The organism is Burkholderia sp. Ap-955 (assembly GCF_011753045.1).
Taxonomy (GTDB): Bacteria; Pseudomonadota; Gammaproteobacteria; order Burkholderiales; family Burkholderiaceae; genus Burkholderia; species Burkholderia lata_D.
In genome coordinates this window covers 83,714-103,370 of record NZ_VWWH01000010.1, presented here as the reverse complement: position 1 = coordinate 103,370, position 19,657 = coordinate 83,714, and the positions used below count along the sequence as shown (strand labels likewise).

Here is a 19,657-nt window from a genome sequence, read left to right as displayed (position 1 = left end):
ATGCGATTCCTGGTAAGGGCGAAGGTCAGGCGTGCCGGGCGAGCAGGCGTTCCTGCTTCGACTGCCCGCGGATCAGCACCGCGAGCAGCGTGACGCCGATGATGTCGAACAGGCCGAGGCACGCGAACAGCGGCGCATAGCCGATCTTGTCGGCGAGCGCGCCGACCAGCAGCGAGAAACCGAGCCCGCCGATCCACGCGGCCATCCCGGCGAAGCCGCTCGCGGTGCCGACTTCCTCGGGATCGAACACGTCGGCCGACAGCGTGTTGACGAGCGCGGAGATCATCTGGTGCGCGAAGCCGCCGACGCAGAACAGCGCGATGGCCGTGTACGGCGATGCGACGAGCCCGATCATCGCGGGCCCGAGCATCAGCACCGCGCCGAGCGCGATGCCCGCGACACGCGACCATACGAGCGGCAGCTCGAACCGCTTCGCGAGATACGGCGACAGGTAGCCGCCCGCGATGCCGCCGAGGTCGGCCGCGAGAAACGGCATCCACGCGAAGATCGCGATCTGCTTGAGTTCCATGTGGCGCTCGGTCGCGAGATACAGCGGAATCCAGAAGCTGAAGGTCTGCCACGCGGGTTCGGCGAAGAAGCGCGGCAGCGCGATGGCCCAGAAGCGCCGCGCGGTGACGACGTCGCGAATACGACGCTTCGACACGGGCGGCATCGTCGCCTGGCCGTCGCGGATCAGCGCGCGCTCCTGCGGCGTGATGCGCGGATGGTCGGCCGGCGACCGGTACTGCGCGTACCAGAGCGCGGCCCACACGAAGCCGAGCGCGCCGGTGGCCATGAACGCGGCCTGCCAGCCGAACCGCATCGACAGGAACACGACGAGCGGCGGTGCGATCGCGGCGCCGAGCGACGTGCCCGCGTTGAAATAGCCGACCGCGACGGATTTCTCGCGATCGGGAAACCATTCGGCAACCGCCTTCATCCCCGACGGAATCGCGGCGGCTTCGAACAGGCCGAGAAAGCCGCGCAAGATGCCGAGCGACAGCCAGCCCGACGCGAAGCCGTGCGCGACGCCGACCACCGACCACAGCATCGCGAACAGCGCGAACCCGAGCCGCAGCCCGATCAGGTCGACGACGAAGCCGCACACGGGCTGCATGATCGTGTAACCGATCTGGAACGCGCCGACGATGTACGAATACTGCTGCGTCGAGATCGAAAAGACCTGCTTCAGCTCGGGGGCGAGCACCGCGAGGGAATTCCGTGCGAGGTAGTTGAGGATCGTGCCGAGACATACGAGCACGATGATCCACCAGCGCAACGCCTTGACTGTCTTCACTGCTGTCTCCTGTCGGGCAGGGCCGGCGTGTGGCGCCGGTCCGATCCATGACGACCATCCGTTCGGGATGGCCTGTTTCGCTTTATTTGTACGATGTCCGATCTTGATGGACGCCATTTTTCCCGGATTGCATCGGAATCGTGGCGTTCAAGCGAACATTTCGTCGTCGTTGAGGCTGCATGTTATCTGACGACTGATCATTTTCGAACATCCTATGTTCGAATTCGAATCCGGTCAACGTGAAATTGCATTCGAACGAACTTGCTCGGGGTTTTCCCGATGAGCGAGGTCACGCGGCGTGCAGGGCGACGCACGGCGATCACGCGCTGAAGGCCCGTGCGGCGGGGCTGTGCGAGCGTCGGGTGATCGAAAGGCGCGGGACGGAGCGTGACAACCCTGATGAAAATTTATTTCTTTTCGAGACGGGAGTTGTGTAAATTCATTTTCATCATCCTTGCAACAACCCTTCGCATGACGCCTCTCGTTCCGCACGACGCCAGTTACGACGAACCCGCGATCGCCGAGCGGATCGCGTCGGCGATGCCGTTGATGACGCCGATCCACCGCCGCATGGGCGAATTCGTGCTCGCGAATCCGTTCCGCGCGGCGACGATGCGCATCGACGAACTCGCGCAGGCCGTGAACGCGTCGATCGCGACCGCGAACCGCTTTGCGAAGGCGCTCGGTTTCGACGGCTATCCGGCGATGCGCGCGGCGCTCGTGCGTGGCTTCGAGGCGACGCTCGGGCCGGTCGAGCGGTTGCGTTCCGCGCAGGAGCAGGAGCCCGGCGTACGTGGTGCGGCGTGGATCGACGCGGTATTCGACCAGGCCGTCGCGAACATCGAGAACACGCGTGCGCAACTGGACGCAGCCGATGTCGAGGCCGCGGTCGAGGCGATCGTCGGCGCGCGGCGCGTGCTGATCCTCGGTGCGGGATCGAGCGCGTTTCTGACCGGACTGATGGAGCATGGGCTGTCCGTCTGCCATGACAACGTGCAGTCGCTCGCGTTGCTCGGCGGCCCGTCGCACGCGGCGCGGCGGCTGTATACGGCCGACTCGCGCGATCTCGTGATCGCGCTCGCGTTTCCGCGCTACGTGAAGGACACGATCGAACTGGCCCGGCGCGCGGCAGCGCGCGGTGCACGTGTACTGGGTATCTCCGACGGCCCGCAATCGCCGCTTGCGCCGATCGCGTCGCTGAACCTGTACGTCACGGCCGAGCGGCGCTTCGCGGCGACGTCGGAAGCGGCCGTGCTCGCGATGATCGAGGCGCTGATCGACGCGGTCGCGCTGCGCACGCACCGGTCCGCGAAATCCGCGGCCGAGATGACCGAATTCCTGCTGCCGTGGCTCGTCCAGCCGCAAGCGATGCTACCGGCCGCCAACCCTTCTACTCACCGTCCAAAAAAAACATGACTTCACCCGCGATCGTTGCGATTCACGGCGGCGCAGGCACGATCCTGCGCGAGGCGATGGATTCCGACACCGAACGTCAGTACCGTGCCGAACTGACCGCCATCCTGGCGGCCGCGCAGAAGGTGCTGGCCGATGGCGGCAGCGCGCTCGACGCCGTCACCGTCGCGGTGCGATTGCTCGAGGATTGTCCGCTGTTCAACGCCGGGCGCGGCGCCGTCTATACGGCCGAAGGCAAGCACGAACTCGACGCGGCGGTGATGGATGGCGCGACGCTCGGCGCCGGCGCGATCTGCTGCGCGACGCGCGTGCGCAATCCGGTGCTGGCCGCCCGGCGCGTGATGGAAGCCAGCGAGCACGTACTGTTCGCCGGTGAGGGCGCCGATGCGTTCGCGGCCGCGCAGGGGCTCGAACTCGCGGAACCGGGCTACTTCGACACCGAGGCGCGTCGCGCGCAGTGGGTCAAGGCGCGCGCAGCGGCGGGCGTCATGCTCGACCACGACGCGGCGACGTTCACGTTCGGTGCATCACCGTCGCGGCAGCAGCCGGCCGAACCGCTCGATCCGGACCGCAAGCACGGCACGGTCGGCGCGGTCGCATGCGACCAGCACGGCCACATCGCGGCGGCGACGTCGACGGGCGGCATCACGAACAAGCAGCCGGGGCGTGTCGGCGATTCGCCGATCATCGGCGCGGGCTGCTACGCGGATGACGCAACGTGCGCGGTGTCGTCGACGGGCACCGGCGAGATGTTCATCCGGCTCGCGACCGCGCATGACGTCGCCGCGCAGATCGCGTATCGCGGCGCATCGCTCGCCGACGCCGCGCACGACGTCGTGATGAACAAGCTGCCGCGACTCGCGGGCCGCGGCGGGATCATCGCGGTCGATGCGCAGGGCAACGTCGCGATGCCGTTCAACACCGAAGGGATGTACCGCGGCTATGCGCGCGTCGGTGAAGCGCCGGTGGTCGGCATCTATCGCGACGACGACACGGCCTGATTCCGGACCGCACGAGGAGGAGACCCACGATGACTTCGAGCCGTAACCCGTCCGGCCTGGTGCTGCCCGAGCAGCGCGTGGTGGCCGTCGACGACCTGTCGGTCACGTTCCGCCGCGAAGGCGCGACGTTCGACGCGGTGCGCAACGTGTCGTTTCACGTCGACCGCGGCGAGACGCTCGCGATCGTCGGCGAATCGGGCTCGGGCAAGTCGGTCACGTCGCTCGCGCTGATGCGGCTCGTCGAGCACGGCGGCGGCGCGATCACGAACGGCCGGATCGCGTTCCGCCGTCGCGGCGGCGCGATTGTCGATCTTGCGCAGGCCAGCGGCGCGACGATGCGCGGCATTCGCGGAGCGGATATCGCGATGATCTTCCAGGAGCCGATGACGTCGCTGAACCCGGTGTTCACCGTCGGCGACCAGATCAGCGAGGCGATCGCGCTGCATCAGTCGAAAAGCCTGTCGGAAGCGCGCGCGGAAACGCTGCGGCTGCTCGAACTCGTGCGTATCCCGGAGGCGCGCCGCGTGTTCGCGCGCTATCCGCACCAGTTGTCGGGCGGGATGCGGCAGCGGGTGATGATCGCGATGGCGCTGTCGTGCCGGCCGTCGCTGCTGATCGCGGACGAGCCGACGACCGCGCTCGACGTGACGATCCAGGCGCAGATCCTGCAGCTGGTGCGCGGGCTGCAGGACGAAATGAACATGGGCGTGATCTTCATCACGCACGACATGGGCGTGGTGGCCGAAGTGGCCGACCGCGTGCTCGTGATGTATCGCGGCGAGAAGGTCGAGGAGGGCGAATCGGATCGCATCTTCGCGACGCCTGAGCATCGCTACACGCGCGCGTTGCTCGCGGCCGTGCCGAAACTCGGCTCGATGCAGGGCACCGATGCGCCCGAGAAATTCCCGCTGCTGAAGGTTGACGGCGCAAACGCGGCCGCACCGGCGGCGTCGCCCGCACCCGCGGCGAACGACGCCGCGCAGCGGCCCGTCGATCAGTCCGCGTCGCCGATCCTGCGCGTGCGCGATCTCGTGACGCGCTTCCCGGTGAAGAGCGGCGTGTTCGGCCGCGTGTCGCAATACGTGCATGCGGTGGAACGGGTGAGCTTCGAACTGCGCGCGGGCGAGACGCTCGCGCTGGTCGGCGAATCGGGCTGCGGCAAGTCGACCACCGGCCGCTCTCTGCTGCGCCTTGTCGAATCGCAGAGCGGCTCGATCGAGTTCGACGGCCGCGACATCAGTGCGCTGAAGGGCCCGGACCTGCAGGCGCTGCGCCGGAACATCCAGTTCATCTTCCAGGATCCGTTCGCGTCGCTGAACCCGCGCCTGACCGTCGGCTTCTCGATCATGGAGCCGTTGCTCGTGCACGGCGTCGCGAGCGGCCGCGAAGCGCAGGCGCGCGTCGACTGGCTGCTCGACAAGGTCGGCCTGCCGCCCGAGGCCGCGCGCCGCTATCCGCATGAATTCTCGGGCGGCCAGCGCCAGCGGATCGCGATCGCGCGCGCACTCGCGCTGAACCCGAAGGTCGTGATCGCCGACGAATCGGTGTCGGCGCTCGACGTATCGGTGCAGGCGCAGATCGTCAACCTGATGCTCGACCTGCAGCGCGAGCTCGGCGTCGCGTACCTGTTCATCTCGCACGACATGGCGGTGGTCGAGCGCATCAGCCATCGCGTCGCGGTGATGTATCTCGGCCAGATCGTCGAGATCGGCCCGCGCCGCGCGGTGTTCGAGGCGCCGCAGCACCCGTACACGAAGAAGCTGATGAGCGCGGTACCGGTGGCCGATCCGGCACGCAGGCATGCGCCGCGCCAGCTGGCGGCGGACGAGATTCCGAGCCCGATCCGCGCGGTCGGCGACGAGCCCGCCGTCGCGCCGCTCGTCGCGGTCGGCCCCGATCATTACGTCGCGACGCATCGCGTCGGCGGCGCGTACTGAAGCAATGCATCGCGACGGCGATGCGCGAGCGTACAGGAAGTCGAAACCGAAACGCCCGTGAGGCGTCACCGATTCACCGATAGGAGCCCAGCAAAATGACCAAGCAGCATCCGTTCCCGATGTTTCGTCCGCGCGCGTGTTTCGTCGCGCTTGCCGGCGCGTTCGCGCTGTCGGCCGCGGTGCCCGCGTTCGCGCAGCAGACCGCGGTGATGGCGGTGGATTCGACGTTCACGACGATGGACCCGTACGACGCGAACGACACGGTGTCGCAGGCCGTCGTGAAGTCGTTCTACCAGGGGCTGTTCGGCTTCGACAAGGACATGAAGCTCGTCAACGTGCTGGCGACCAGCTACGACGCGAGCCCCGATGCGAAGACGTACACGATCAAGCTGCGCCAGGGCGTGAAGTTCCACGATGGCACCGATTTCAACGCGGCGGCCGTGAAGGCGAACTTCGACCGCGTGACCGATCCCGCGAACCACCTGAAGCGCTACAACATGTTCCGCGTGATCGAGAAGACCGAAGTGGTCGATCCGTACACGGTGAAGATCACGCTGCGCGAGCCGTTCTCGGCGCTGATCAACACGCTTGCGCACCCGTCGGCCGTGATGATCTCGCCGGCCGCGCTGAAGAAGTGGGGCCGCGACATCGCGCTGCATCCGGTCGGCACCGGCCCGTTCGAGTTCGTCGAATGGAAGCAGACCGACGACCTGAAGGTGAAGAAGTTCGCCGGCTACTGGAAGAAGGGCTATCCGAAGATCGACGCGATCGACTGGAAGCCGGTGGTCGACAACAACACGCGTGCAGCGCTGATCAAGACCGGCGAAGCCGATTTCGCGTTCCGCATCCCGTTCGAGCAGGCGGTCGACCTGAAGGGCAACCCGAAGGTCGACATCGTGGAGCGGCCGTCGATCGTGCAGCGCTACGTGTCGCTGAACATGCTGCAGAAGCCGTTCGACAACCCGAAGGTGCGCCAGGCGCTGAACTACGCGGTGAACAAGGAAGCGCTCGCGAAGGTCGCGTTCTCCGGCTTCGCGACGCCGTCCACCGGCGTGGTGCCGCAGGGTGTCGAATACGCGACGAAGCTGGGCCCGTGGCCGTACGACCCGGCGAAGGCGCGCGCGCTGCTGAAGGAGGCCGGCTATCCGAACGGCTTCGAGACGACGCTGTGGTCCGCGTATAACAACTCGACGTCGCAGAAGGCGATCCAGTTCGTGCAGCAGCAGCTCGCACAGGTCGGCGTGAAGGTGCAGGTGCAGGCGCTGGAGGCCGGCGAGCGCGTCGCGAAGGTCGAGAGCGCGCCGGATCCGGCGAAGGCGCCGGTGCGGATGTACTACATCGGCTGGTCGTCGTCGACCGGCGAAGCGAACTGGGCGATCACGCCGCTGCTCGCCGGTGCGTCGGCGCCGCCGAAGCTCGTCAACACCGCGTACTACAAGAACGACACGGTCGACGGCGATCTGACGAAGGCGCTCGAGACGGTCGATCGCGCGAAGAAGACCGACCTCTACGCCGATGCGCAGAAGCAGATCTGGACCGATGCACCGTGGATCTTCCTCGTGCAGGAGAAGATAGTGTATGCGCGCAGCAAGCGGCTGCAGGGTGCATACGTGATGCCGGACGGTTCGTTCAACTTCGACGAAATCTCGCTGAAATGACAGTGGTGATGACGGCGGTTCGTCCGCCATGCGGTGCCGGCGGCGCAAGCCGCCGGCACGCTGATTCGATCGGTGCCCCATGCTGAATTTTCTCGTCAAACGCCTGTTCGGCCTGCTGCCCACGCTCGCGATCGTCGCGGTGCTGGTGTTCCTGTTCGTCCACCTGCTGCCGGGCGACCCGGCGCGGCTCGCGGCCGGCCCCGAAGCCGACGATGCGACGATCGCGCTCGTGCGTGCCGATCTCGGGCTCGACCGGCCGCTGCCCGCGCAGTTCGTGAACTTCTTCACGAAGATCGCACACGGCGATTTCGGCATGTCGACGCGCAGCAAGCGGCCGGTCTCGACCGAGATCGGCGAACGCTTCATGCCGACGCTGCTGCTGACGCTCGTCAGCATGGTGTGGGCGACGGCCTTCGGGATGGCGATCGGCATCGCGTCGGCAGTGTGGCGCAACCGCTGGCCCGATCGCCTCGGCATGACGCTCGCGGTGTCGGGCATCTCGTTTCCCGCGTTCGCGCTCGGCATGCTGCTGATGGAAGTCTTCTCGGTGAAGCTCGGCTGGCTGCCGGTCGTGCCGGACGGTTCGTGGAAGAGCTACGTGCTGCCGTCGCTGACGCTCGGCGCCGCGGTCGCGGCCGTGATGGCGCGCTTCACCCGCGCGTCGTTCGTCGAGGTGCTGAACGAGGATTTCGTGCGCACCGCGCGTGCGAAAGGCGTGCACGAGCCGAAGGTGGTGCTCAAGCACTGCCTGCGCAACGCGATGATCCCGGTCGTCACGATGATGGGGCTGCAGTTCGGCTTCCTGCTCGGCGGCTCGATCGTCGTCGAGGTCGTGTTCAACTGGCCGGGGCTCGGCCGCCTGCTCGTCGACGCGGTGACGATGCGCGACTACCCAGTGATCCAGGCGATCGTGTTGCTGTTTTCGCTCGAGTTCATCCTGATCAACCTGACCGTCGACGTGCTGTATGCGGTCATCAACCCGACCATCCGGTTCAAGTGAGGCGCGCATGAACGCGACAGTCCAGCCCGCGGCGCCGGCCGCATCGACCGCGATCCGCACGCCGTGGCGCGAATTCTGGCGCAAGTTCCGCAAGCAGACCGTCGCGCTCGTCGCGGGCGGCTTCGTGCTGGCGCTCGTCGTGCTGGCGTTCGTCGGCCCGCACATCGTGCCGTTCGATCCGGAGAACTATTTCGACTACGACGCGCTGAACGCGGGGCCGTCGGCCGTGCACTGGTTCGGCGTCGATTCGCTCGGCCGCGACATCTTCAGCCGGATCATCACGGGTACGCGCATCTCGCTCGCGGCCGGCTTCTTCTCGGTCGCGCTCGGCGCGGTGGTCGGCACGTTCTTCGGGCTGCTCGCCGGCTACTACGAAGGCTGGTGGGATCGCATCACGATGCGCGTGGCCGACGTGCTGTTCGCGTTCCCGGGCATCCTGCTCGCGATCGGCGTGGTCGCGATCCTCGGCAACGGGATGGTCAACGTGATCTGCGCGGTCGCGATCTTCAGCATCCCGGCGTTCGCGCGGCTCGTGCGCGGCAACACGCTGATGCTCAAGCACATGACGTACGTCGAGGCCGCGCGCAGCATCGGCGCATCCGACTGGACGATCATCATGCGGCACATCCTGCCGGGCACCGTGTCGTCGGTCGTCGTCTACTTCACGATGCGGATCGGCACGTCGATCATCACGGCCGCGAGCCTGTCGTTCCTCGGGCTCGGCGCGCAGCCGCCGACGCCGGAGTGGGGCGCGATGCTCAACGAGGCGCGGGCGGACATGGTGACGGCGCCGCACATCGCGATCTTCCCGAGCCTGGCGATCTTCCTGACCGTGCTCGCGTTCAACCTGCTCGGCGACGGGCTGCGCGACGCGCTCGATCCGAAGCTGGAGCGTCGCTGATGCGCCATGCACCGATGTGGGCGGCGACGCTGCCGGCCGGGCCGCGTGGCACGATCGCCGACGTGCCGGGCGTGACGGTCGGCCATTGCACGCTCGATGCCGGCAGCGTGCAGACGGGCGTGACCGTCGTGAAGCCGCATCCGGGCGACGTGTACCGCAGCAAGGTGCCGGCGGGGGCTGCGGTGATCAACGGCTTCGGCAAGAGTGTCGGGCTCGTGCAGGTCGACGAACTCGGCACGCTCGAGACGCCGATCGCGCTGACCAATACGTTCGGCGTCGGCGCGGTCGCGCAGGCGCAGATTCGCGCGGCGATCGCGGCGAATCCGCAGATCGGCCGCGACTGGTCGACCGTCAACCCGCTCGTATTCGAGTGCAACGACGGCTATCTGAACGACATCCAGGCGTTCGCGGTCACGGCCGCGCATTACGACGACGCGTGCCGCGCGGCATCGCGTGACGTCGCACGCGGCGCGGTGGGTGCCGGGCGCGGGATGGCGAGCTTCGACCTGAAGGGCGGGATCGGTTCGGCATCGCGCGTCGCCGTCGCGGCAGGGCGGCCCTATACGGTCGGCGCGCTCGTGCTCGCGAATTTCGGCCGGCTGCCGATGCTCACGCTCGGCGGCGTGCCGCTCGGGCGCATCGTCGCGCAACGGCGTGCGGCCGGGGCCGCGCATGCGGCGCCGCCGGAGCAAGGATCGATCATCCTGTTGCTGGCTACCGACGCGCCGCTCGATGCGCGGCAACTGTCACGGCTCGCGCGCCGCGCCGGGGCGGGGCTGGCCCGCACAGGCTCGGTCTACGGGCACGGCAGCGGCGACATCGCGCTCGCATTCTCCACCGCATACACGATCGCGCACGACGCATCGACTCTCGCGCTGCCGGCCCTCGTTGCCGATGCGGCGCTCGATCCGCTGTTCATGGCCGCGGCCGAAAGCGTCGAGCATGCGATCGCCGACGCGCTGCTGCAGGCCGTGACGGTGGTTGGGCGCGACGGCCACGTGCGGCAATCGCTGCGCGATGCGGTGCCCGATCTCGATCGCCTGTTCAACGAAGGCCACGAAGGACGTCTTACCCAGTCATGAAGATCCTGATTTCGACCGACATCGAAGGTGTCGCCGGCGTATTCGCCACCGAGCAGACGCGTGCCGGCAATCCGGAATACGAGCGCGCGCGCCGCTGGATGACCGCCGAGGCGAACGCGGCGATCGAAGGCGCGTTCATGGGCGGCGCGCAGGCGGTGTGGGTCAACGATTCGCACGGCGGTTTCCGCAACCTGCTGCCCGACGGGCTCGATGCGCGTGCGCGCGTCGTGCTCGGCAAGCCGCGCACGCTCGGATTGATGACGGGCCTCGAACAGCAGCCCGATCTCGTGTTCATGATCGGCTATCACGCGAAATCGCAAACGCGCGGCGTGCTCGCGCACACGATCAACAGCTTTGCGTTCACGCAGGTATGGCTGAACGGCGTCGAGCTCGGCGAAGCCGGGCTGTACGGTGCGCTGGCACGCGAATACGGCGCGCATGTCGCGCTGGCCACGGGCGACGACGTGTTCGCGGAGGAAACGCAGCCGCTGTTTCCGGATGCGCATTTCGAGACGGTCAAGACGGCCGGCGGCGCATCGAGCGGCGATACGCTCACGCCCGCTGCGTCATGCGCGCGGATCGCAGCGGCGGCGCGCGAAGCGGTTGCGCACGCGCTGTCGGCCGGCGTGCGCGCCGGCGCCCATCGGCCCGCGCCGGCCGCGTGCACGCTACGCGTGCAGACGGCGGCGCTGGCCGACCTGTTCTGCGTGCTGCCGTCGCTGGAGCGCGTCGATGCGGTGACGCTGCGCTTCGACGGGCCCTCGGTCGAGCATGTGGTGCGCACGCTGAACAGCTTGTCGGCGATGTCGTTCATGCTGCGGTGATGCGCGTGACCGCCATGTTGTTTGCGCGCCGCGCGTCGTCAGGGGTTGCCGACCGGGTTCGCCGTCACGGCGAGCAGGAACGCTTCCATCGCCGCGACCAGCGCGAGCGGCGTCTCGTTCATCGGGTAGTGGCCCGCATTGCGCAGCACGTCGACGGTGGCGAGCGGATAACGCCGCAGGTAGGTGCGGGCCATCAGTGCCGCGTCGAACGCCGGATCGTGCTCGCCGATCAGCACTTTCACCGGATGGATGCCGGCGATCTCGTCGCCGAAATCCGTATCGGCCCACGCGCGGAAGTACGCGCCGAACGCAGGCGACGAAGAACGGGCTGCCGAATACGCCGCTTTCCACTCGACCCAGGCGGCGGGCAGCCGGCCGCCGGTGCTGCGATCGATGATGGTCCGGCGATCGGCGACGTGGTCGGCGGCGCGCTCGAATAGCGCACGCTTCTCCGCGTCGAACGGCAGGCCGCCGCAAGGCACGGGCGTGATCGGTACCAGCGCGCGCACGCGTTCGGGCGCCATGACGGCGACTTTCTCGGCCGCCATCGCACCCATCGAATGGCCGGCGATGCTGAAGGTCGCGAAATCGAGCGCGTCGGCCAGCGCGAGCGCGTCGGCGGCGATCTCGTCGATCGTATAGTGGCCCGCTGCGTCGCGCATGCGGCCGTAACCTCGGTAGTCCATGAATACATAGCTGAAGTGTTCACGCGACAGCCACGCTTCGACGGGTTCGAACGCGTGGGCGTCGCCGAACCAGCCGGGCAGTACAAGAACAGGGTGGGGGCCGTCCCCCACGCGATGAAACGTATTCGGCATGTCCGCTCCGATGCAGTGGTAATCCGGCCGATCAGGCCGACGGGTCTTGCGGCCGTCAGGTCGCGCAAGGGTGGAGCGGATCGTAGATCGCGCGAAGGAGACCCGCCTTCGATATCGGGTCATTGATGATGGAATTCGGGCCGTGAGAAATACGCTGCTAGATCCCTACGAAAACATTCCGCGAAGCGTGGTCGTGACCGCGAACGACTATGCGGCGGGCACGACGTTTCCGGAACACGCGCACGGGCGCGGGCAATTCGCGTTCGCGTCGCGCGGCACGATCAGCGTGTCGACGCCGCACGGGCGCTGGCTGGTGCCGCCGCAGCGCGCGTTCTGGGTGCCGGCCGGCGTGCGGCACGAAATGACGATGACCGGGCCGGTCACGATGCTCAACACGTTCGTGTCCGGCGACGCGGCGCAGGAGGCGGGGCTGCCCGAGCAGTGCGGTGTGTATGGCGTATCGGCGCTGCTGCGGCAACTGATCGACGATGCGATCGACCTGCCGGCCCTGTACGACGTCGACGGGCGCGCGGGCAAGCTGATGGCGCTGCTGGTCGCGGAAATCGCGACGATGCCGCGCCTGTCGCTGCATGCGCCACTGCCGGCCGACGCACGGCTGGCGAAGGTGTGCCGGCATCTGCTCGCATCGCCGTCGATCGCGGCCGATCTCGACCAGGTGGCCGCGGACGCGGGCTTGAGCCGCCGCACGTTCACGCGGCAGTTCCGTGCGCAGACGGGCGTGAGTTTTGCCGTATGGCGCCAGCAGGTGTGCATGCTCGCGGCGATCGCGCGCCTGAGCGACGGGCAGCCGGTGACGCGGGTCGCGCTCGATCTCGGATATGCGAGCGCAAGCGCGTTCACGTCGGCATTCCGCCGCATTCTGGGCGATACACCGAGCCGGTATCTGGAGATTCGGCGCTGACCGGAAGGAATCGGCGCCCGCCGGCTACCGCCAAAAAATACGCGCCTGCCAACTTCGGTCAGACGCGTTTAAAGGCACTCGGTCAGAAAAATGCGCGCACAGCCGGCCGGACAGTGCCGCGCATTACATGCGTAATTGTTGCCTATTGCGATTCAATCTCGTTGCCTCATTGCGGATAACGAAGAATACGCCGCATAACGCGCAAACGATATCCTGCCGGACCGACGACTTGTGTGCGGTCGCAGCATGCGTTTCAATCGCACATTCGATACCGGGGCTGAAGGCCCGTCACAAGGCCATCGGCACTCGCGACATGACATGCTGCATTGCAACATCGAATAATCGAGACGGGGGATAAGAAACGCCGCGTGGCGCGATGCCTGTTGGTATCGCGCCACGCGGCGGTGCGGTAGCGAGCGAAGCCGGCGTGCGCCGGCCCGCGCGTCACACGTCGAAGAACACGGTTTCGTCCGGCCCCTGCATGCGGATGTCGAAACGGTAGACGACCGGGCGGCCCGGCTGCGCGTCGCGTTTTGCGACGAGCGTCGCGCGGCGTTCGGCCGGCACGGCGTTCAGCACGGGGTCGGTTGCATTCGCGGCCGCTTCGTCGTCGAAGTACACGCGTGTGAATGCATGGGTGAGGATCCCGCGCATCATCACGGTCACGTTGATGTGCGGCGCTTCGCCGGCGGCGATGCGGCCCGGCTTCACCGTCTCGACGACGAAGCGCTGCTGTGCATCGGTGCCGGTGCCGACCCGCGCGAAGCCCGTGAAGCCGGATTTCGCGATGTCGTCGCGCGACGCGGGGTAGCGGCCCGCGCTGTCCACCTGCGTGAATTCGAGCACTGCGTCGCCGACGACGTTGCCGTCACCGTCGAACACCTGGCCGACCAGCAGCACGTGCTCGCCTTCGGCGTGTGCCGCGGCGATCGTCGGCGTGAACAAGCTCTTCAGGTCGTAGTCGTATTGCTGCGGGCACAGGCCGTACGCGAAGTACGGGCCGACCGTCTGCGAAGGGGTTTGCTTCAGCGTCGTCATGGTTCAGCGCTCCATCGGGGTAGCGTCGCGGCCGCGCAGCACGATGTCGAATTCGTAGCCGAGCGCATAGCCTTCTTCGGTGATGTCCATCGAGAAGCGCGAGATCAGGCGATCGCGCGCGGCCTCGGGCGTGCCCTGGAAGATCGGGTCGTACGCGAGCAGCGGGTCGCCGGGGAAGTACATCTGCGTGACGAGACGCGAGCCGAAGTAATCGCCGAACAGCGAGAAGTGGATGTGATTCGGGCGCCACGCGTTCGGATGGTTGCCCCACGGGTATGCGCCGGGCTTGATCGTCAGGAAGCGGTAGCGGCCTTCGTCGTCGGTCAGGCAGCGGCCGGCGCCGAGGAAGTTTGGGTCGAGCGGCGCGTCGTGCTGGTCGACCTTGTGCACGTAGCGGCCGGCTGCGTTCGCCTGCCACACCTCGACGAGCGTGTTGCGCACGGGCTTGCCGCCTTCGTCGAGCACGCGGCCCGTGACGACCATGCGTTCGCCGAGCGGCTCGCCGTTCTTCACGGCGTTCTTCGTCAGGTCATGGTCGAGCGCACCGAGATCTTCGGCGCCGTAGACGGGCGCGTACTGGTCGCGGAGCTTCTCCTTCAGCGGGATCAGCGGGCGCGTCGGGCCGCGCTTCACGGACGAACGGTACTCGGGGTGGACATAGGCCGGATGCGACGGCCAGTCGCGCGGCGTGAGGATCGTGGGGGAATCCATCGGGCGTCTCCTGATAGGTATTTCGCGAAGTGGATGGCACGACTGTAGCCAATCCGGAAAGTTATGCAAAATGACCTTTTTTCGCGAATCGCATAACCGTTCGTTATGTTCGATGCGCCAATGAAAATTCCGCCGGACAGGATGCCTGTCCGGCGGAAAAAGCGATCGGGCTTCGCGTCGTCGGTGACGACCCCGTGCACGGCCCTCCAGCCAGCCCGTCGCCGCTTTTTTTGTGTTGTCGTTCTTGTTGTTATCCGGTCTCCCTGAGCGCCTGTTATGACTGGCGGCCGGGATCGAACACGATCCCGTCGAATTCGAGTGACAGCGTGCCGCTGCGCAGCAGTGCGGCCGGCGTCGCATCCCGGTCGGCACCGAGCACGTCGCTCACGTAGCTCGCGCAGAACCCGCGCCGCGTCCGCAGGTTGAAGCCGTTGCCGAGCAGTGCGTCGATCCGTTGTTCGGCGGTTGCGTGCACCTGGCGCTGCGCATCGGCGGTCGGCGCCGCGACGCGACGGGCCAGCGCGATGCGTCCGCCGTCGGTCCGGGCGACGAAGCGCGACAGCGGCGTGAGCTTCGTCCACGCAAACGCGGATTCGGCGATCACGGGCTCGTCACCCGACGTGTCGACGACGATGCCGAAGCGATTGGCCCACGCACCCGTCGAGCCCGTCGCGCCTGCCGCGTCGCGCGGCGCATTCGCCGGCACGCGGATGAACACGAGATCCCCGACATGCGCGCTGGTGGCCAGCGTGCGGACCGTGGCGAGCGGCATCGTGCGATCCGTGTCGCGGGCATCGCGCGGGGCGGTGTGATGCGATTCGTAGGCGGCGGTTTCGGTTCGGGTGGTCATGTCGGCTCCGTCGTTCAGTGACAGCACGGAGCGGATTATGCAGACAAGTATCCGAAAGTGTTCTTCTGTGTGCGAAGGTAGCCTAATATCTGACCTGGAGCATCATTTTTCGATACCAAAATGACCGAAACCGCCCAACTCATCGACACGCTGAAGCGCCAGCTGAAGGCGCAGGGCATGACCTACCGCGACGTCGCGCGTGCGCTCGACGTTTCCGAGACCAGCGTGAAGCGGCTGTTCGCCAGCGGCCGGTTCACGCTGGAGCGCGTCGTGGAGATCGCTCAGCTGCTCGGCTATACGCTGGCCGAGCTCGTGCAGGAGGCGTCCGCGTCGGCGCCGAGGCTGCACGTGCTGACCGAGCAGCAGGAGGCGCTGCTCGTGTCCGACGAAAAACTGCTGCTCGTCGCCGTCTGCGCGATCAACTACTGGACGGTGCAGGACATCGTGTCGGCCTATCAGGTGACGAAGGCCGAGTGCGTGAAATACCTGCTGATGCTCGACCGGATGAACGTCGTCGCGCTGTTGCCGGGCGACCGGATTCGCGTGCGCGTCGCGCGCGACTTCGACTGGCTGCCCGGTGGGCCGATTCGCCGTTACTTCCATGCACACGCGCTCGGCGATTTCCTCGACAGCCGCTTCGACGGGGAAGGCGAGACGATGACGTTCTCGCAGGGGATGCTGACGGAGGCTGCCTCCGCCGAGCTCGAACTGGAATTGCGCCGGCTGCGCAGCAAGGCGGCTGCGCTGCATGCGGAATCGTCGTCCGCACCGCTCGCGCAGAAGCACGGCACAAGCTTGCTGATCGCGAAGCGGATGTGGGAGCCGGCCGGTTTCCAGGCACTGCGGCGCAACGCGTGACGCGTGACGTATCGTCGAGCGCTTGGGGTTATCCAGAAAGTTATGCAAAATGGCATTTCATCGTCAATTGCATAACCACCCGTTATGAATAACCGTATCGCCGACGGCCGCGTCAAATTCCGGCATCTGCAGTGCTTTCTCGCGGTCGCCCAGTTGGGCGGCGTGCAGAAGGCGGCCGAAAGCCTGTCGATCACGCAGCCGGCGGTTTCGAAGACGATCGCCGAGCTGGAGGCGATCCTCGGCGTGAAGCTGTTCGAGCGCGGCCGGCAGGGCGCGCAGCCGACCCGCGAGGCGCAACTGTTCATGCCGCACGCGAACGCGTGCGTGCTGGCGCTGCGGCAAGGTGTCGGGCTGCTTGCGCGCGAAGGCGGGGCCGCCGCCGCGACGCTGGAAATCGGCATGCTGCCGACCGTCGCGGCATCGCTCGCGCCCGCGCTGATGAAGGCGCTCGCCGAGCGCTGGCCGCGCGTCGTCGTGCGGATCGCGACGGCCGCGAACGCCGATCTGCTCGAGCGCCTGAAGTCCGGCGCGATCGAGTGCGCGATCGGGCGGCTGTCGGAGCCGGAGCGGATGATCGGGCTCGCGTTCGAGCAGTTGTACAACGAGCCGCTCGTCGCCGTCGTGCGCGCCGGGCATCCGCTGCTCTCGAATGCGGCGCCGGCGGCCGAGCTTGCGCGCTATCCGGTCGTGCTGCCGCCATTCGGCACGCTGATCCGCCAGTCGGCGGAGCAACTGCTCGGCGCTTGCGGCGTGCCGCCGCTGGATTCGTTCATCGAGGTGTTGTCGGTGTCGGTCGCACGTGCGCTGGCGCTCGAGAACGACGCGGTCTGGTTCGTGCCGCTCTATGCGGCCGAATATGACCTGTCGGCCGGGGCGCTGGCACGCCTGCCGCTGCCGTCGGCAGGCACCGACGAGCCGGTCGGGCTGGTGCTGCGCACCGATGCGCAGCCGTCGCCGGTCGCGCGGACGCTGATCGACGCCGTGCGCGACATCGCGCGGTCGCGGTTCGGCGAGACGCGTGAACGCGGGACGTCACGCGCGGCGCGCAAGCCGGCTCGTCGCGACGATTGAGCCGCCGGGCCGCCCCCCGTTCCCGGCTGCCGGACTGGCCATCCGGTCAGTAGCCGGCCTCGTGGTGCTTGGCATATCGTACCGATTTTGGTACGATTGGTGTCAAGACGATGACGAGACAGCAGATCCAGGTCACGCTCGGCGTGCGGTTCTTCCAGACGGCCCGTGGCAACGAGCCGGTGCGCGAATGGCTGAAGGCGCTCGGGCAAGCGGAGCGAAGGGCGATCGGCGAAGAGATCAAGACCGTTCAACTCGGCTGGCCGCTCGGCATGCCGCTGGTCCGGAAGATGGCGCAGGATCTGTGGGAAATCCGTGTGATGTTGCCGGGGCGAAGCGCCCGCGTGCTGTTTACGGTCGTCGGCGACACGATGGTCCTGCTGCACGGCTTCTTCAAGCAGTCGCGGGCCACGCCGTCGGATGATCTCGATGTCACCGTCGCGCGCCTGAAAGCGCTGATGCGCGCCATCTGAATTCCCCGGTTGCGCCGGAACGCACCGTCTACGACGGTCGGGCCGCCGGCAACGCCATGCACTGGAGTACCCATGACGACCACGAACAATCCGCATATCGGCAGCGATTTCGATACCTTTCTCGAGGAGGACGGCAATCTCGAAGCGGCCACCGCCACCGCGATCAAGCGCGTGATCGCCTGGCAGATCGGGCAGGAAATGAAGGCGCAGCACATCACGAAAACCGCGATGGCCGCGCGGATGAAAACCAGCCGCGCCGCGCTCAACCGTCTGCTCGACGAAACCGACACGAGCCTCACGCTGGCGACGCTCGCGAGCGCGGCCACCGCGCTCGGCAAACGGCTCAGCTTCGAGCTGGTGCCCGCCTGACGGGCGCGAAGAATCGACGGACGGCCGAGGCGGCGGCCCTACGCGTGGTGCGTGCGGCGGAGTGGCAGGCAATCCGGCCAGCGGTTCGGTGATGATCGGCCCGCGCGGCGTCGCAAGCAGGCGAGTGTCGGCCGGCGCGTAGCTGCCGGGTCACCGACGAGGCCCGGCCACCTGCAGATAGAGCAGTGCCCCGCCCGCGAGCAGCAGCGGGCACAGAATGTACCAGCCGGTCGTCAGGAACAGTCCGGCCACCGCGACCAGCGAAATCCACGCACAACGGTGCGCGATGCCGCCGCGCGGCAGCAGTTTCAGCGCGGCGGCCGCGCCGAGCCCGTACACCATCACGAAGCACCCGGAGGTGACGAGCACGAGCGGCTTCGGCCCGACGTCCGACAGCGTCGTCGCAGCCAGTGCGACCACTGCGAGCAGGGCGATCACGCCGAGGCTGCGGCGCGGCACGCCGCCGACCTGGCTGCCTTGCGCGAGCCATGCGGGCAATGCGCCGTCGCGTCCGAGCGCCGCGCCGAGCTTGGCCGCACCCGCGAAATACGCGTTCATCGTACCGAGCGTGAGCAACAGTGCGGCCGCGGCGGCCAGCACCTGCGCATGGCCGCCGATGCCGCCCGCGATCAATTCGGCGAGCGGCGCACCCGATCCACCCGCGGACGGTCCGAGCACCGTCACGCTCGCGGCAGCAACCGACAGATACAGGAACCCGACCACCACGACCGCGATTCCCGCCGAGCGCGGCATGTCGTGTGCGGGCCGGCGGAATTCGGCCGCGAGATGCGTGATCGCTTCCCAGCCGGCGAAACTCCACACGAGCAGCGCGGCAGCCTGGCCGACCGCGAGCCAGCCGTGCGGCGCGAACGGATGCAGGTTCGCGGTGCGCGCATGCGGCGCGGAGGCGAGCACCGCGGCGAGCAGCAGCGTGACGAGCAGTGCCGACAACACGAGCTGCATGCGGCCCGAAACGGTGACGCCGAAAGCATTCGCGGCCGACACGGTCGCGATCAGCGCGGCAGCGGTGACGATGACCGTCGTCTGCCCGCCGCCCGTGACGGCCGCGACGTATGCGCCACCGAACATCGCGGCGGCTGGTGCGCCGGCTGGTACCGCGAAGTAGAAACACCATCCGACGATAGCCGCAGCTTTCGGCCCGAATGCGCGCCGCGCGTAGGTCGATACGCCGCCTGCATCGGGATAGCGCGCGCCGAGTGCGGCGAAGGTGGCCGCGAGCGGTCCGGACAGCACGACCAGCGCGGCCCATGCGAGCAGCGAGGCCGGGCCCGCGACCTCGGCGGCCAGTGCGGGCAGCGCGATCACGCCTGTGCCGAGCACGGCGCCGATATAGAGCGCGGCGCCCTGGAAAATGGTCAGCGAGCCCGCGTGATGAGCAGCGGGCGAATCGGCATGCGAGGGCATGGACAGCAGTCT

General features: G+C 67.5%; 19 protein-coding genes. 13 read left to right on the top strand and 6 right to left on the bottom strand.

Annotated elements, in window-relative coordinates; genetic code table 11:
* Nucleotides 1–25 precede the first annotated feature (25 nt).
* Nucleotides 26–1,297 carry an MFS transporter gene (locus F3J15_RS08725; RefSeq protein ID WP_069251358.1) on the bottom strand — a complete coding sequence of 424 codons (1,272 nt, stop codon included), beginning with the start codon at nucleotides 1,295–1,297 and terminating at the stop codon, nucleotides 26–28.
* A gap of 471 nt (nucleotides 1,298–1,768) precedes the next feature.
* On the opposite strand from F3J15_RS08725, the gene F3J15_RS08720 reads away from it, so the two are divergent.
* The 8 genes from F3J15_RS08720 (at nucleotide 1,769) to F3J15_RS08685 (ending at nucleotide 11,113) form a co-directional block, all read left to right on the top strand.
* A complete protein-coding gene (locus tag F3J15_RS08720; protein ID WP_166889787.1) occupies nucleotides 1,769–2,713 on the top strand; it encodes a MurR/RpiR family transcriptional regulator in 945 nt (314 codons plus the stop codon).
* Nucleotides 2,710–3,711 (top strand): isoaspartyl peptidase/L-asparaginase, encoded by a 1,002-nt coding sequence (locus tag F3J15_RS08715; RefSeq protein WP_166889783.1) that lies wholly within the window; start codon nucleotides 2,710–2,712, stop codon nucleotides 3,709–3,711. The genes F3J15_RS08720 and F3J15_RS08715 overlap by 4 nt, the downstream gene beginning before the upstream one ends.
* 29 nt (nucleotides 3,712–3,740) lie before the next feature.
* A complete protein-coding gene (locus F3J15_RS08710) occupies nucleotides 3,741–5,648 on the top strand; it encodes a dipeptide ABC transporter ATP-binding protein (protein ID WP_166889780.1) in 1,908 nt (635 codons plus the stop codon).
* A gap of 95 nt (nucleotides 5,649–5,743) precedes the next feature.
* Entirely contained in the window at nucleotides 5,744–7,306 is a 1,563-nt protein-coding gene (gene gsiB, locus F3J15_RS08705; RefSeq protein ID WP_089447484.1) for a glutathione ABC transporter substrate-binding protein GsiB, read from the top strand.
* 79 nt (nucleotides 7,307–7,385) lie between these two features.
* Complete coding sequence (gsiC, locus tag F3J15_RS08700; RefSeq protein ID WP_166889777.1) at nucleotides 7,386–8,306, top strand: glutathione ABC transporter permease GsiC; 921 nt, start codon at nucleotides 7,386–7,388, stop codon at nucleotides 8,304–8,306.
* A 7-nt stretch (nucleotides 8,307–8,313) separates the two neighbouring features.
* A complete protein-coding gene (gene gsiD / locus F3J15_RS08695) occupies nucleotides 8,314–9,207 on the top strand; it encodes a glutathione ABC transporter permease GsiD (protein WP_166889775.1) in 894 nt (297 codons plus the stop codon).
* Nucleotides 9,207–10,289, top strand: coding sequence for a P1 family peptidase (locus F3J15_RS08690; protein WP_166889772.1), 1,083 nt, complete (start codon nucleotides 9,207–9,209; stop codon nucleotides 10,287–10,289). The genes gsiD and F3J15_RS08690 overlap by 1 nt, the downstream gene beginning before the upstream one ends.
* A complete protein-coding gene (locus tag F3J15_RS08685) occupies nucleotides 10,286–11,113 on the top strand; it encodes a M55 family metallopeptidase (protein WP_124577619.1) in 828 nt (275 codons plus the stop codon). Before F3J15_RS08690 ends, F3J15_RS08685 begins: the two co-directional genes overlap by 4 nt.
* A 38-nt stretch (nucleotides 11,114–11,151) precedes the next feature.
* On the opposite strand, the gene F3J15_RS08680 is transcribed toward F3J15_RS08685, so the two are convergent.
* Nucleotides 11,152–11,931 carry an alpha/beta hydrolase gene (locus tag F3J15_RS08680; protein WP_166889769.1) on the bottom strand — a complete coding sequence of 260 codons (780 nt, stop codon included), beginning with the start codon at nucleotides 11,929–11,931 and terminating at the stop codon, nucleotides 11,152–11,154.
* A 142-nt stretch (nucleotides 11,932–12,073) separates the two neighbouring features.
* Between F3J15_RS08680 and F3J15_RS08675 the strand changes: the two genes are divergently transcribed.
* Nucleotides 12,074–12,853 carry a helix-turn-helix transcriptional regulator gene (locus tag F3J15_RS08675; protein WP_166889766.1) on the top strand — a complete coding sequence of 260 codons (780 nt, stop codon included), beginning with the start codon at nucleotides 12,074–12,076 and terminating at the stop codon, nucleotides 12,851–12,853.
* Nucleotides 12,854–13,297: 444 nt separating this feature from the next.
* On the opposite strand, the gene pcaG is transcribed toward F3J15_RS08675, so the two are convergent.
* The 3 genes from pcaG to F3J15_RS08660 form a co-directional block, all read right to left on the bottom strand.
* Nucleotides 13,298–13,891, bottom strand: coding sequence for a protocatechuate 3,4-dioxygenase subunit alpha (pcaG, locus tag F3J15_RS08670; protein ID WP_069251368.1), 594 nt, complete (start codon nucleotides 13,889–13,891; stop codon nucleotides 13,298–13,300).
* A 3-nt stretch (nucleotides 13,892–13,894) separates the two neighbouring features.
* Nucleotides 13,895–14,602, bottom strand: coding sequence for a protocatechuate 3,4-dioxygenase subunit beta (pcaH, locus tag F3J15_RS08665; RefSeq protein WP_006489685.1), 708 nt, complete (start codon nucleotides 14,600–14,602; stop codon nucleotides 13,895–13,897).
* A 274-nt stretch (nucleotides 14,603–14,876) separates the two neighbouring features.
* Nucleotides 14,877–15,452: a YiiX/YebB-like N1pC/P60 family cysteine hydrolase gene (locus tag F3J15_RS08660; protein WP_166889764.1), complete on the bottom strand. Its 576-nt coding sequence runs from the start codon at nucleotides 15,450–15,452 to the stop codon at nucleotides 14,877–14,879.
* Nucleotides 15,453–15,572: 120 nt separating this feature from the next.
* Between F3J15_RS08660 and F3J15_RS08655 the strand changes: the two genes are divergently transcribed.
* The 4 genes from F3J15_RS08655 to F3J15_RS08640 all read left to right on the top strand — a co-directional run bounded on the left by F3J15_RS08655 (nucleotide 15,573) and on the right by F3J15_RS08640 (nucleotide 18,220).
* Nucleotides 15,573–16,310, top strand: a complete 738-nt coding sequence (locus F3J15_RS08655) for a helix-turn-helix transcriptional regulator (RefSeq protein ID WP_166889761.1) — start codon at nucleotides 15,573–15,575, stop codon at nucleotides 16,308–16,310.
* Between the two features lie 84 nt (nucleotides 16,311–16,394).
* A complete protein-coding gene (gene pcaQ, locus F3J15_RS08650) occupies nucleotides 16,395–17,381 on the top strand; it encodes a pca operon transcription factor PcaQ (RefSeq protein WP_069251370.1) in 987 nt (328 codons plus the stop codon).
* Nucleotides 17,382–17,491: 110 nt separating this feature from the next.
* A complete protein-coding gene (locus tag F3J15_RS08645; RefSeq protein ID WP_011355455.1) occupies nucleotides 17,492–17,851 on the top strand; it encodes a type II toxin-antitoxin system RelE/ParE family toxin in 360 nt (119 codons plus the stop codon).
* Nucleotides 17,852–17,923: 72 nt separating this feature from the next.
* Nucleotides 17,924–18,220 (top strand): XRE family transcriptional regulator, encoded by a 297-nt coding sequence (locus F3J15_RS08640; protein WP_011658604.1) that lies wholly within the window; start codon nucleotides 17,924–17,926, stop codon nucleotides 18,218–18,220.
* Nucleotides 18,221–18,370: 150 nt separating this feature from the next.
* Here the strand turns inward: F3J15_RS08640 and F3J15_RS08635 are convergent, their stop codons facing one another.
* Nucleotides 18,371–19,645 carry an amino acid permease gene (locus F3J15_RS08635; RefSeq protein WP_069251371.1) on the bottom strand — a complete coding sequence of 425 codons (1,275 nt, stop codon included), beginning with the start codon at nucleotides 19,643–19,645 and terminating at the stop codon, nucleotides 18,371–18,373.
* Between the last annotated feature and the right edge of the window lie 12 nt (nucleotides 19,646–19,657).

What these genes read in the sequence shown, in the direction of transcription:
- F3J15_RS08720 (WP_166889787.1), top strand. Translation starts at nt 1,769, where the DNA reads ATGACGCCTCTCGTTCCGCACGACGCCAGTTACGACGAACCCGCGATC.
- F3J15_RS08715 (WP_166889783.1), top strand. Translation starts at nt 2,710, where the DNA reads ATGACTTCACCCGCGATCGTTGCGATTCACGGCGGCGCAGGCACGATC.
- F3J15_RS08710 (WP_166889780.1), top strand. Translation starts at nt 3,741, where the DNA reads ATGACTTCGAGCCGTAACCCGTCCGGCCTGGTGCTGCCCGAGCAGCGC.
- gsiB (WP_089447484.1), top strand. Translation starts at nt 5,744, where the DNA reads ATGACCAAGCAGCATCCGTTCCCGATGTTTCGTCCGCGCGCGTGTTTC.
- gsiC (WP_166889777.1), top strand. Translation starts at nt 7,386, where the DNA reads ATGCTGAATTTTCTCGTCAAACGCCTGTTCGGCCTGCTGCCCACGCTC.
- gsiD (WP_166889775.1), top strand. Translation starts at nt 8,314, where the DNA reads ATGAACGCGACAGTCCAGCCCGCGGCGCCGGCCGCATCGACCGCGATC.
- F3J15_RS08690 (WP_166889772.1), top strand. Translation starts at nt 9,207, where the DNA reads ATGCGCCATGCACCGATGTGGGCGGCGACGCTGCCGGCCGGGCCGCGT.
- F3J15_RS08685 (WP_124577619.1), top strand. Translation starts at nt 10,286, where the DNA reads ATGAAGATCCTGATTTCGACCGACATCGAAGGTGTCGCCGGCGTATTC.
- F3J15_RS08680 (WP_166889769.1), bottom strand. Translation starts at nt 11,931, where the DNA reads ATGCCGAATACGTTTCATCGCGTGGGGGACGGCCCCCACCCTGTTCTT.
- pcaG (WP_069251368.1), bottom strand. Translation starts at nt 13,891, where the DNA reads ATGACGACGCTGAAGCAAACCCCTTCGCAGACGGTCGGCCCGTACTTC.
- pcaH (WP_006489685.1), bottom strand. Translation starts at nt 14,602, where the DNA reads ATGGATTCCCCCACGATCCTCACGCCGCGCGACTGGCCGTCGCATCCG.
- F3J15_RS08660 (WP_166889764.1), bottom strand. Translation starts at nt 15,452, where the DNA reads ATGACCACCCGAACCGAAACCGCCGCCTACGAATCGCATCACACCGCC.
- F3J15_RS08655 (WP_166889761.1), top strand. Translation starts at nt 15,573, where the DNA reads ATGACCGAAACCGCCCAACTCATCGACACGCTGAAGCGCCAGCTGAAG.
- pcaQ (WP_069251370.1), top strand. Translation starts at nt 16,395, where the DNA reads ATGAATAACCGTATCGCCGACGGCCGCGTCAAATTCCGGCATCTGCAG.
- F3J15_RS08645 (WP_011355455.1), top strand. Translation starts at nt 17,492, where the DNA reads ATGACGAGACAGCAGATCCAGGTCACGCTCGGCGTGCGGTTCTTCCAG.
- F3J15_RS08640 (WP_011658604.1), top strand. Translation starts at nt 17,924, where the DNA reads ATGACGACCACGAACAATCCGCATATCGGCAGCGATTTCGATACCTTT.
- F3J15_RS08635 (WP_069251371.1), bottom strand. Translation starts at nt 19,645, where the DNA reads ATGCCCTCGCATGCCGATTCGCCCGCTGCTCATCACGCGGGCTCGCTG.